Source organism: Streptomyces sp. N50 (assembly GCF_033335955.1).
Taxonomy (GTDB): domain Bacteria; phylum Actinomycetota; class Actinomycetes; order Streptomycetales; family Streptomycetaceae; genus Streptomyces.
In genome coordinates this window covers 4442578-4454403 of the sequence record NZ_CP137549.1, presented here as the reverse complement: position 1 = coordinate 4454403, position 11826 = coordinate 4442578, and the positions used below count along the sequence as shown (strand labels likewise).

General features: G+C 71.5%; 11 protein-coding genes. 3 read left to right on the top strand and 8 right to left on the bottom strand.

Annotation, left to right across the window (positions count from 1 at the left end):
- The first annotated feature begins 1 nt into the window (after nt 1).
- From R2B38_RS51340 to R2B38_RS19760, 3 genes are all read left to right on the top strand, one after another.
- Entirely contained in the window at nt 2-673 is a 672-nt protein-coding gene (locus tag R2B38_RS51340) for an ATP-binding cassette domain-containing protein (protein ID WP_411978477.1), read from the top strand.
- 61 nt (nt 674-734) lie between these two features.
- A complete protein-coding gene (locus tag R2B38_RS19765; RefSeq protein WP_318017417.1) occupies nt 735-2420 on the top strand; it encodes a GAF domain-containing protein in 1686 nt (561 codons plus the stop codon).
- Between the two features lie 447 nt (nt 2421-2867).
- On the top strand, nt 2868-3911 hold the full coding sequence (locus R2B38_RS19760; RefSeq protein ID WP_318017416.1) for a M23 family metallopeptidase: 1044 nt from the start codon (nt 2868-2870) through the stop codon (nt 3909-3911).
- Between the two features lie 41 nt (nt 3912-3952).
- On the opposite strand, the gene R2B38_RS19755 is transcribed toward R2B38_RS19760, so the two are convergent.
- The 8 genes from R2B38_RS19755 to R2B38_RS19720 form a co-directional block, all read right to left on the bottom strand.
- Nucleotides 3953-4840, bottom strand: coding sequence for a Cof-type HAD-IIB family hydrolase (locus R2B38_RS19755; RefSeq protein ID WP_318017415.1), 888 nt, complete (start codon nt 4838-4840; stop codon nt 3953-3955).
- A 98-nt stretch (nt 4841-4938) separates the two neighbouring features.
- Nucleotides 4939-5841, bottom strand: a complete 903-nt coding sequence (locus R2B38_RS19750; protein WP_318017414.1) for an LLM class flavin-dependent oxidoreductase — start codon at nt 5839-5841, stop codon at nt 4939-4941.
- Between the two features lie 42 nt (nt 5842-5883).
- Nucleotides 5884-6342 (bottom strand): hypothetical protein, encoded by a 459-nt coding sequence (locus tag R2B38_RS19745; protein ID WP_318017413.1) that lies wholly within the window; start codon nt 6340-6342, stop codon nt 5884-5886.
- 108 nt (nt 6343-6450) lie between these two features.
- Nucleotides 6451-6999: an RNA 2'-phosphotransferase gene (locus R2B38_RS19740; RefSeq protein WP_318017412.1), complete on the bottom strand. Its 549-nt coding sequence runs from the start codon at nt 6997-6999 to the stop codon at nt 6451-6453.
- Between the two features lie 122 nt (nt 7000-7121).
- A complete protein-coding gene (locus R2B38_RS19735) occupies nt 7122-8036 on the bottom strand; it encodes a MerR family transcriptional regulator (RefSeq protein ID WP_318021741.1) in 915 nt (304 codons plus the stop codon).
- Between the two features lie 107 nt (nt 8037-8143).
- Complete coding sequence (locus R2B38_RS19730) at nt 8144-9031, bottom strand: metal-dependent hydrolase (protein ID WP_318017411.1); 888 nt, start codon at nt 9029-9031, stop codon at nt 8144-8146.
- Nucleotides 9028-10785: an SDR family oxidoreductase gene (locus tag R2B38_RS19725; RefSeq protein WP_318017410.1), complete on the bottom strand. Its 1758-nt coding sequence runs from the start codon at nt 10783-10785 to the stop codon at nt 9028-9030. The genes R2B38_RS19730 and R2B38_RS19725 overlap by 4 nt, the downstream gene beginning before the upstream one ends.
- Nucleotides 10782-11624 (bottom strand): M24 family metallopeptidase, encoded by an 843-nt coding sequence (locus R2B38_RS19720; protein ID WP_318017409.1) that lies wholly within the window; start codon nt 11622-11624, stop codon nt 10782-10784. The genes R2B38_RS19725 and R2B38_RS19720 overlap by 4 nt, the downstream gene beginning before the upstream one ends.
- Nucleotides 11625-11826 lie beyond the last annotated feature (202 nt).

The window sequence follows — 11826 nt, the reverse complement described above, 5'->3', positions numbered from 1 at the left end:
GTTGGAGAAGGGGCGCCGGGTCGCCGTCGTCGGCACCTCCGGGTCCGGCAAGACGACGCTGGCGCAGGTGCTGCTGCGCTTCCTGGACGCGGACGCGGGTTCGTACACGCTGGCCGGTGTGGACGCGTACGCCCTGGACGGTGACGACGTACGACGGCTCGTCGGGCTGTGTGCGCAGGACGCGCACCTCTTCGACAGCTCGGTGCGCGAGAACCTGCTGCTCGCGAGGAAGGACGCGACCGAGGACGAACTGCGGGCCGCGCTGGAGCGGGCCCGGCTGCTCGACTGGGCCGACGGGCTGCCCGACGGCCTCGACACGCTCGTCGGTGAGCACGGGGCGCGGCTGTCCGGAGGGCAGCGGCAGCGGCTGGCGCTCGCCCGCGCGCTGCTCGCCGACTTCCCGGTCCTCGTGCTCGACGAGCCCGCCGAACACCTGGACCTCGCGACCGCCGACGCGCTCACCGCCGATCTGCTGGCCGCCACGGAAGGCCGTACGACACTGCTCATCACGCACCGGCTCGCGGGTCTGGATGACGTGGACGAGGTGATCGTGCTGGACGAGGGGCGGGTGGTGCAGCGGGGTCCGTTCGCCGGACTGGCGTCGGTGGAGGGGCCGTTGCGGGGGATGGCGGAGCGGGAGGCGGAGTCGGAGCTGCTGGTGGCGGCCGGTTAGGGGGTCGGGTGGCTGAGCCGCTCGACTTTCCGTGACAAAGAGGACTAATTAGGCTCGGGGTATGTCAGCCGCCGCGCGCCCCGGTCCCCCGTCGTCCGCCCCGGGACTGTCGGCCGAACTGGCCGCCCGCGTCCCGCAGTTGCTGGAGGCCATGCGGTCCGTGGGGAGCGGGCTCGAACTGCACTCCACGCTGGAGCGGATCTGCGAGGCGGCGGCCACGCTGACGGACGCCCGGTACGCGGGGCTCGGTGTCGTCGACGAGGACGGCGACGCGCTCGCCGACTTCGTCTTCCACGGGGCCGACGCGGGCACCGCGCGGCGGATCGGGCGGTTTCCCGACGGGCACACGGGCCTGCTCGGCGCGCTCATCCGGGAGTCGGAGCCGGTGCGGCTGACGGACGTGGCCGAAGATCCGCGGTCCTGGGGTTTCCCCGAGCACCATCCGCGGATGCGCGCCTTCCTCGGCGTCCCCATCCGCGTTGCGGGGGAGGTCTTCGGCAACCTCTACCTGGGCGAGAAGCGCGGCGGCGACCCCTTCAACGACTACGACGTCAGCATGGTCCGGGTGCTGGCGACCGAGGCCGGTATCGCCATCGGCAACGCCCGGCTGTACGAGGCCGCCAAGCAGCGTGAGCGGTGGATCGACGGGTCCGTGGCCGTCACGACCGCCCTGTTGTCCGGCGGAGACGCCGAGGAGGCGCTGCAGGTCGTCGCGGAACGGGCCCGCCGGCTGTCCGGTTCGGCGGCCGGGATCGTGCTGCTGCCCGCGGTCGAGGGCGGCATGGAGATCGTCGCCGTGTCCTCGGAACAGCCGTCGGACCAGCTCGGCAGGGTCGTCGCTCCGGACAGCGAGATCATCGCGCAACTCCTCGGCGGGCGGCCGGTGTTCGTGGCGGACGCGGCCACCGATCCCCGGATGCTGAGCGCCCTCGCGCGCGCGTACGGGCCGATCATGGCGCTGCCCCTGCAGAGCGGCGGGCGTGTCCTGGGGGCCCTGGTCACGCCGCGCGCGCAGGGCGAGCGGCCGTTCACGGAGGCGGAACGCACGCTCGCGATCCAGTTCGCCTCGCAGGCCGCGCTCGCGCTGATGATGGCCGAGGCGCAGCGTGACCGGGAACGGCTCGCGGTGTACGAGGACCGCGACCGCATCGCCCGTGACCTGCACGACCTGGTCATCCAACGGCTGTTCGCCACCGGGATGATGCTGGAGAGCGCCCAGCGCGGGTCGCTCGTTCCCGAGGTGCGGCAGGGCGTGGGCAACGCCGCCGACGAACTCGACGTCACCATCCAGGAGATCCGCACCGCGATCTTCGCGCTCCAGCAGGGCCCCGCCGAGGCGCCCTCGGGACTGCGCACCCGGGTGTTGCGGGAGATCAACATGGCGGCCGTGCCGCTCGGTTTCAAGCCCGGTCACCGTTTCGTCGGCGCGGTCGACACGACGGTCGGCGACCTGACCGGCAAGAACCTCATCGCGGCCCTGCGCGAGGCCCTCTCCAACGCGTTCCGGCACGCGGAGGCCGCTCGCATCGAGGTCGTCGTCGACGCGACCGCGACCCTGCCGGACGGCCGTCCCGGCGTACGGCTCACCGTCGCGGACGACGGCGTCGGCATCCCCGAGGGCGGCCGCCGCAGCGGCCTGAAGAACCTCAAACGCCGGGCCGACTCCCTGGGCGGCGACAGCTGGTACGGACCGGGCATCGGCGAGAACGGCGGCGGTACGACGCTGGTGTGGGAGGCGCCCCACTGAGCTCCGGCTGGCCCCTGTTCGGTACGGCTTCAGCCGAGCCCCGGCGGGCCCCTGTCCGGTGCGACTTCCGCAGAGCCCCGGCCGGGATCGTGTCCGGTGTGTCTCCCGCTGAGCCCGTCAGCCACTCGTCCGGTGCGGCTTCCGACAAACCTTGCCTGGATCCTGTCCGCCGTGTCTCCCGCTGAGCTCTGTGAGGCACTCGTCCGGTGTGGCTTCTGCTGAGCCCTGTCGGGACCTAGTCCGCCGTGACTCTCACCGGGCCTTGCTTGGATCCTGTCCGACCTGTCTCCCGCTGAGCCCTGTCAGACACCCGTCCGATGTGGCTGCCGCCGAGCCTGTCAGGCCTCTGCCCGCCGTGGTTCCGCCTGGGCCGTTCGCAGCAACGTGTCCCCCATGCGTACGACTTGAACAGGGCCCTTGCCTGCCGCGCGGGTCACGATCGCTGACATGCGCTCATCTCGCCGATATCCGCTGCTCGTTCCGGTGCTGTTGTGCGCGCTCGCCGTCCTGGCGGCCCGTCCCGGCGACGACGACACCCACACCGTCGCCGGTGCCAGCGCGGAGGTGGCGCGGCTGTACCAGGACGCGGCGGTCGCGGCGCAGCGGTACGAGGCGGGGCGGCAGGAGGCCGACGCCCAACGGGCCCGTGCCCAGCGGGTCGAGGGGCAACTGGACCGCGAGCGGCGGGAGATCGCTCGGCTGCACGAGGACCTGGGCCGGATCGCCCGCGCCCAGTACCGCAGCGGCGGCGGTATCCCGATGGCCGCCCGGATCATCCTCGCGGACAGCCCCGAGGACCTGATGCGCGATCAGCACGTCTTCTCGCAGGCGGATCTCGCCGTCGGCAACGCGATCGGCAGGAGCCACCGGGCCGAGGCACGGCTTGCCGGCGACGAGGCGAAGGCCGCGTCGGCCTGGCGGACGCTGGAGAAGCGGAACGCCGAACTCGCCGAGCTGAAGCAGGGCATCCAGCGGAAACTCGAAGAGGCGCGCGGTCAGTTGCAGGGTCAGGCGGACGCCTCGGTCGCGGCGGGAAGTTGTCGGGGCGCCGTCCGCCTCGATCAGCCGCCGAACCGGGTCACCGACCCGTGGGTCGCACCGGTGGAGACAGTCGAACTGTCCGCGGGCTTCGGCAGCGGCGGTTCCCGCTGGGCGAACCGGCACACCGGCCAGGACTTCGCGGTGCCCATCGGCACGCCGGTGCGCGCGGCCGGCGCGGGCCGGGTGGTGCGGGTGTCCTGCGGAGGCGCCTTCGGCATCGCGGTCGTGATCGAGCACCCGGGCGGCTACTACACGCAGTACGCCCACCTCGCCGCCGTCACCGTCGACCAGGGGGACCGCGTGACCACCGGCCAGTGGATCGCCCAGTCCGGCACGACCGGCAACTCCACCGGCCCCCACCTGCACTTCGAGGTACGGGTCACCCCGGACATGGGATCGGCGGTCGACCCGCTGCCCTGGCTGGCACAGCGGGGAGTCCCGGTCGCCTAAGGGGCACGCTCCGGGACGATGCCCGTTACTACGGGCCGCCGCTACCGCCGTTCCGCCAGCATCCGCTCGATCACGACCGCCACGCCGTCCTCGTTGTTGTCGACGGTCCGACCGGAGGCCGCGGCGAGTACGTCCGGGTGCGCGTTGCCCATCGCGTACGACTGCCCCGCCCACGTGAGCATCTCGACGTCGTTCGGCATGTCTCCGAAGGCGACGACCTCCTCGGGCGCGATACCGCGTTCAGCGCAGCACAGGGCGAGGGTGCTGGCCTTGGAGACGCCGGGCCCGCTGATCTCCAGCAGGGCGCTGGGGCTGGAGCGGGTGACGTTGGCGCGGTCGCCGAGGGCGAGGCGGGCGACGTTCAGGAAGACGTCCGGGTCCAGCTCGGGGTGGAACGCGAGGATCTTCAGCACCGGTTCGTCGGCCCCCGGGGCGTCCGGCGCGAGGAGTTTCTCGGCGGTGGCGAGGCTGTCCGGTATCTCCATGTGCAACTTCGGATACGCCTGCTCCTGGTAGAAGCCGTACGTCAGCTCGATCGCGTACACCGTGCCGGGCGCGGCCTCGCGCACCACGCGTACGGCGTCGAGGGCGTTCTCCCGGGCCAGTTCGCGGACCTTCACGAAGCGGTGGGCGCCGGGGCCGCCGTGCAGGTCGACCACGGCGGCGCCGTTGCCGCAGATCGCCAGGCCGTGGCCGTGGACGTGGTCGCTGACGACGTCCATCCAGCGGGCCGGGCGGCCGGTGACGAAGAAGACCTCGATACCCGCCTCCTCGGCCGCCGCCAGGGCCGCCACCGTGCGGGGGGACACCGACTTGTCGTCGCGCAGCAGGGTGCCGTCCAGGTCGGTGGCGATCAGCCGTGGCGGGACGGCGGAGGCCGGGGTCTCGGGCTGTCGAGTAGCTGAGGTCACCGGGCCATTCTCCCGCATATGCCCGCACGGCTGTGCGGGAGAGTGCACAGGTGAGTGGATACCGCCCCTACCAGGGGCGTTGCACTCCCCGGTCCCGGCCAAGCGGTGGTGGCGACTCAGCGGAGCTGGGTCGGAGCCTCCATGGCGATCTGCTCGAAGACCTTCTCGTCCGCGGCGAAGTCGGAGTCCGGGATCGGCCAATGGATCACGATGTCGGTGAAGCCCAGTTCCTGGTGCCGGCCCGCGAAGTCGACGAAGGCGCCGAGGGACTCCAGCGGGCGGCCGCGGTCCGGGGTGAAACCGGTGAGCAGGATCTTGTCGATCCCGGCCACGTCCCGGCCGATCGCGGCGCAGGCGTCGGCCAGCTTGTCGACCTGCCCGCGAATGGCGTGAACCGACTGCTCAGGGGTCCCGTTCTCGAACAGCTTGGGGTCGCCGGTGGTCACCCACGCCTGTCCGTACCGGGCGGCGAGCTTCAGCCCACGAGGACCCGTGGCGGCCACCGCGAAGGGCAGCCGGGGCCGCTGTACACAGCCCGGGATGTTGCGCGCCTCGTGCGCCGAGTAGAAGTCGCCCTTGTACGAGACGGAGTCCTCGGTGAGCAGCCGGTCCAGCAGCGGAACGAACTCCCCGAGCCGGTCGGCACGCTCACGCGGGGTCCATGGCTCCTGGCCGAGCGCGGTGGCGTCGAAGCCGGTGCCGCCCGCGCCGATGCCGAGGGTGACCCGCCCGTCGGAGACGTCGTCCAGCGAGATGAGCTCCTTGGCGAGGGTCACCGGGTGCCGGAAGTTCGGCGACGTGACCAGGGTGCCCAGCCGCATCCGCTCGGTGACGGCCGCGGCGGCGGTCAGCGTTGGTACGGCACCGAACCACGGGCCGTCCCGGAAGGTGCGCCAGGACAGGTGGTCGTAGGTGAAACCGGTGTGGAAGCCGAGCTGCTCCGCGCGCTGCCAGGACTCGCGGCTCCCCTCGTTCCAGCGGCGGTACGGGAGGATCACGGTGCTCAGGCGCAGGCTCATGATTCCCAGGCTATGCGGCTGTCCGTGTTTCACGTGAAACCGTCACCGTATGCGGCTGTTCAGCCACGGTGTGAGGACGATCATCGAGATCCACTCCTTGTGCGTCCGGTCGCCGGGCAGCGGCACGACCAGGTTGCAACTGGGCGGGAAACGGCGGGTCTTGACGTAGGCGTGCCCGTCGAAGACGGAGCGGAGGAAGGCGGGGACGTCGTCGCGGGCGACATCGGGGCAGTCGATGCCCTCGACCGTGATCAGCGCGTCGTCCTCGGGGTAGAGCCGCACGCTCACCCGCGGCAGTCCGCCGAACTCGACGAAGGCCTCGTGCGGGAGCGAACCGTCCGGGTCGGTGGTGACGCCGAAGCCCGCGGAGGTGCGGCGGGAGGTCTGGTCGGCGCCGATGTCGTGGGTGACCTCGATCTCCCGCGCGTACTCGGACGCGATGGCGCGGAGGGCGGTGACGGCGGCCTCGGTGCTGTGGAAGTGGTCCATACCACTGATCATGCCGGGGGTGGTGCCGCCGAGGCCATACCGGGGGCGGTACGCCTTGGGCCGTGCGAGGTCAGTAGCCCTTGGGCCGTGTGGGGTCAGTGCCCCTTGGGTCGTACGGGGTCAGTGAGGCGCGGGGAAGCGCAGGTATCGCACGGGCACCGCCTCCGTGAGCCAGACCCCGTTCTCACTGACCCGGAACACGTGGCCGTCCTTGTGCATCGCGCCCGCGTCCACGGAGAGCACGACGGGCCGGCCGCGGCGGGCGCCCACACGGGTCGCGGTCTCCCGGTCGGCGGAGAGGTGCACGGCGTGGCGGTTCATGGGCCGGAGCCCCTCGGCCCGGATCGCGTCCAGGACGCGGGCGACCGTGCCGTGGAAGAGGTACGGCGGCGGGGTGGCCGGGGGCAGTCCGAGGTCGACCTCGATGCTGTGGCCCTGGCTGGCGCGGATCCGGGTGCCCTCGATCGCGAACCGGCGCTTGTCGTTCGTGGCCACCACATGGTCGAGTTCCTCGCGGTCGAACCGGAACCCGTGTGCGGCACAGGCCGCGATCAGCGTGTCGATCTCGACCCAGCCAGCCTCGTCGAGAGTGAGCCCGATCCGCTCGGGCTGGTGGCGCAGATGCTTGGAGAGGTACTTCGACACCTTCACGGTGCGTCTTTCATCCATCCGGTCAGCATGACGGGAGAGACGTGGATCACGCATTTTATTTTGTGGCCGATGTTTGATCCACAACCAACTGTAGTTATCCACAGGGGAATTGGCGTTTCTGTGGACAACTCCCTGTCATGTCACACCTGTTCGTCAAGATCAGCTGGGGGCCCACCCCTTGGCATGAGCGCATCCAACGCCCTTGCCCGCAGCTCCCGTTCGGCCGCCAGCGCGATGAACTCCGCCGCCCTCTCCGGCCCAACCAACCCCTCCACGGCCCGCATTGTCGTCTCGGGCACGGCCACGGAACGTGACGAGGACACGGGCCGGGAAGACTCCGCCGCACCGAGGTGCCGGCGCAGCGACCGGTTGGCGAACAGCCGCATCGCGCGGGCGAGTTCGGCGTCCACCGTCTGCTGCGCGAGGGGCCGCAGTCGTCGTACGAGTGAGGCGGCCTCTGTGGCATCCGCGTCCGTCGGGCGGTGCGAACCGTCGAGGTAGCGGGCGAAGACGTGCTCGGTGGTGAACTCCAGGAAACGGGAGGCGATGTGCTCCACCTGGACCCTCAACTCCCGCAGGTGGGAGGCGATCGCGGGCAGCGGAACCCCCGAGGCGTACAACTCGACGGCCACCGCCAGCTCTTGGGGGCTCGGCACGAGGAAGGAGTCGGTGTCTCCAGGGACCGGCTCCAGTACGCCGAGTTCGACGGCCTCGGCGACGGCCGCGTCGTCAGGGCTGCCGCCGAAGCGCTGCTCCAGCTCGGCGCGCGAGATCCGGACCGCCTGCTCGTCCGTCCACGGCCCGTCGACCTCGGCGGCCAGTCCGAGCACCCCGCCAAGCCCCCGGCCCGCGTCCCAGGCGTCCAGCAACTCCTTGATGGACGCCAGGCCGTAGCCGCGGTCGAGGAGGTCCGCGATCTGCCGGAGCCGGGCGAGATGGGCGTCGGCGTACACGTTGGCCCGGCCGCGCCGCTCGGGGCGGGGGAGCAGGCCGCGGTCCTGGTAGGCGCGGATGGTGCGGACGGTGGTTCCGCTGAGATGCGCGAGGTCCTCGATGCGGTAGGCGGCCTCGCGGGGGCCGGAGCCCGGACCCGACCCGGCCCTCGAGCCGGAGCCGACCGCTCCCCTCGCCCCGCGTCCGCCGCCCCCGCCCGCCCCGGACCTCACGCAGCCCCCGCCCGCGCCGCCGGTGAGCGCTTCAGGTACTCCACCGCCCGGTTCAACGACCCCTCCCGCGACGGATGGTAGGAGCGCCGCAGATAGCGGGGGACGGCCGCGCCGAGGGAGCGCCAGGTGGGCAACAGGCCTTTGCGTACGGCCCTGTTGTGTTCGGTGAGCGAGTAGCGGACGCGGCGCGCGAGTTGGGGGTCGTGGCGTATCAAGTAGGCCGTGCCCCAGGCCCACAGGGAGAGCATCACGGGCGCGGTCACCGCCATGCCGGCGACGCGGCGGGCGTAGCGGGGGAGGCCGTGGCCTCCGCAGTGCTGGAACATGTCGTAGGCGACCGCGCGGTGTTCGACCTCCTCGGCGCCGTGCCAGCGCAGCAGGTCGAGCATGATCGCGTCGGCGCCGGAGTGGTCGAGGGCCTCGGCGGCCAGGATCCAGTCGCCCAGCACCGCCGTGAACTGCTCGATCGCCGCGACGACCGCCAGCCGGAAGCGCAGCCACTCCCGCTCGGGCAACGGCGCGCCGAGCGGCGGGCGTTCGCCGAGGAGTCGTTCGAAGAGGAAGTCGACGTACCGGGTGAAGTCCGCGGTGTCGAGCCGCTGGGCCGCGAGATGGTCCAGCACGTGCGCGTGCTGGACGCTGTGGGTGGCCTCCTGGCCCATGAACCCCTTGACGTCCGCGAGGAGTTGAGGGTCCCTGACCAGCGGCAGGCCCTCCTTGAAGACCTTGACGAACCACCGCTCCCCCGCCGGCAGCAGCAGGTGCAGCACGTTGATGACGTGGGTGGCGGTCGGTTCGTCCGGTATCCAGTGCAGGGGTGTGCGCGACCAGTCGAAGGAGACGCGGCGCGGGGCGATCGCGTGCTGCTCGCTCTCGGAGGTCACAGCGGCGGCTCCAGGCGGGCCATCGCCCGCAACGCGCGCGGGGCGAACCGGGACATGAGGTGGGCGCCGCGCGCCTCTGGGGTGACGGGCACGACGGCCTCGTTGCGGACGACGGCCCGCAGGATCGCGTCGGCGACCTTCTCCGGCGGGTAGTTGCGCATCCCGTAGAGCCGCGCCGACTTCTTCTGGCGCCTTTTCTCCTCGGCGGCGTCGACCCCGGCGAAGTGCGCGGTCGAGGTGATGTTGGTGTTGACGAGGCCCGGGCATATCGCCGAGACGCCGATCCCCTGCCCGGACAACTCGGCGCGCAGGCACTCGCTGAGCATCAGCACTGCCGCCTTGGAGGTGCTGTAGGCGGGCAGCACCTTGGAGGGCTGGAACGCCGCCGCCGAGGCCGTGTTGACGATGTGGCCGCCCTGGCCGCGGTCGGCCATCTGTTTCCCGAAGAGGCGGCAGCCGTGGATCACGCCCCACAGGTTGACGTCCAGGACCTTCTTCCAGTCCTCCGGGGTGGTGTCGAAGAAGGAACCGGAGAGTCCGATTCCGGCGTTGTTCACGAGCACGTCCACCACGCCGTACTCGGCGGCGACCTTCGCGGCGAGCTTCTCCATGGCCTGCTCGTCGGAGACGTCGACCGTCTCGGCCCAGGCCTCGGGGGCGCCGATCAGCCGCGCCAACTCGGCGGTGCGGGCGGCACTTTCCGTGTCCCGGTCGACGGCCACCACGCGCGCGCCGGACTCGGCGAACGCGAACGCCGTGGCCCGCCCGATGCCGCTGCCCGCGCCCGTGACCAGCACGAGCTGGCCGCCGAACCGCTCCACGTACTTGCCGGTCGCCGGTGTCGGCCTGGGCCGCTCGCCCTCATGGGTGGTCACGAACTCCGTGATCCAGGAAGCCAGTTGATCGGGCCGGGTGCGCGGGATCCAGTGCTTGGCGGGCAGCGTGTGGCGCACCGCCCCCGGCGCCCACAACTCCAGTTCGTCGTAGAGCTTCTCGGAGAGAAACGCGTCCCCCAGGGGCGTGATGAGCTGCACGGGCGCGTGCGCGTACGCGTCCGTGCGTGGCCTGCGCAGCCTGGCGCGGACGTTGTCCCGGTACAGCCAGGCGCCGTGGGCCGCGTCCGTGGGGAGCGACGAGGTCGGGTAGTCGCCGCGCGGGACCTTCTCGACGCGCTCCAGGATCCTCGGCCAGCGCTTGCCCAGGGGGCCGCGCCAGGCGAGTTCAGGCAGCACGGGCGTGTGCAGCAGGTACACGTACCAGGACTTGGCGCCCTGGCCGAGGAGTTGGCCGACGCGGCGCGGGGTGGGCCGGGTCAGGCGCTTGTTGATCCAGTGCCCGAAGTGGTCGAGGGACGGCCCGGACATCGACGTGAAGGAGGCGATCCGGCCCACCGTCTGCTCGACGGTGACGAACTCCCAGGACTGCACCGAGCCCCAGTCGTGCCCCACGAGGTGCACCGGCCGGTCCGGGCTGACCGCGTCCGCGACCGCCAGGAAGTCGTCCGTGAGCTTCTCCAGGGTGAACCCGCCCCGCAGCGGCTCCGGTGCCGTCGACCGGCCGTGGCCCCGGACGTCGTAGAGCACGACGTGGAAGCGGTCCGCGAGGCGGGACGCGACCTCGGACCACACCTCCTTGCTGTCGGGGTAGCCGTGCACCAGGACGACCGTGGGGCGCGAGGGGTCCCCCAACTCGGCCACGCACAGCTCGACTCCACCCGTCCGCACCCAGCGCTCGCGCGCACCCTCAAGCGTCACTTGTCCTCCGCCCAGCGCCGCACGTGCGGCAGATCGTCGTCGAGCCAGAAGGCGCTCTGTTCGGGGTCCCTGGAGTCGGTGACGACCAGGATCTCCTCGAACTTGGCGCCCGTGCCCCGGAATCCGAGATGCGGTTCGACCGCCCACAGGCCGGGGTGCGGGGGATGGTCGGAGAAGCGGTACGGCGACCAGAGCGGGGACCAGCCGTCGCGGTGGCCGTGCAGCGCGTCGCTCGCGAGGCCCTTCAGGGACTGGGTGCCGAACCCGAACAGCCTGGGGGACCAAGGGCGTTCGGCGACCCGGTCGACCTTGTGCGCGATCACGCCGAAGGGGTACGCGCGGTGCCGGTTGGCGTAGCCCTGGCGGACCATGAGGCGGTCCACGTCCTCGTAGATCTCGCGCAGCGGGCGCCGCTCGCGCACCTCCCGCAGGAGCAGCGCGCGGTGTGCCTCCAGGTCGGCCATCAGCCTGGCCTGCACCGGGTTGGCGCCCAGGGAGCCCGAGTAGCCGATGTCGGCCGTGAAGCCCTTGTACACGGGGGCCATGTCCAGGATGAACGGCATCCCGGGCTCAAGGCGGCGGCCCGTGGGGAAGAACTGGAGCGGCACCCGGAAGTTCGTGAACGCCGTGCGGTCGCCGAACCAGGCGAAGGGCAGATGGAACCAGTCGCTCACACCCCGCGCGCGCAGCCAGGACCGCTGCATCCGCGCCGCGTCGCGCTCGGTCACCCCGGGCTCCAGCCGGGCCGCGACGGCTTCGGCGCACTCGTACGCCAGCCGCTGGACCTCCCTGAACCCCCGCAGTTCCGCGGAGAGTTCGCGTGTCACCGCCGTAGTCATGCCACCGCCCCACCTGTCCACACCGACTGCGGTACGTGCTCGTAACTTGACACTCGTGAATGTGACAGTTGTTAGAGGCTGCGTCAATAGGCGTGATCTCTACCTGTGGACAACCGCGAGGGCCGGTCGCGTAGCCCTCAAGTAGGGGCATCCCCTACGGACCCGTACGCCTGGAGTCTGACGTGAGGACAGCTCTGCGGGG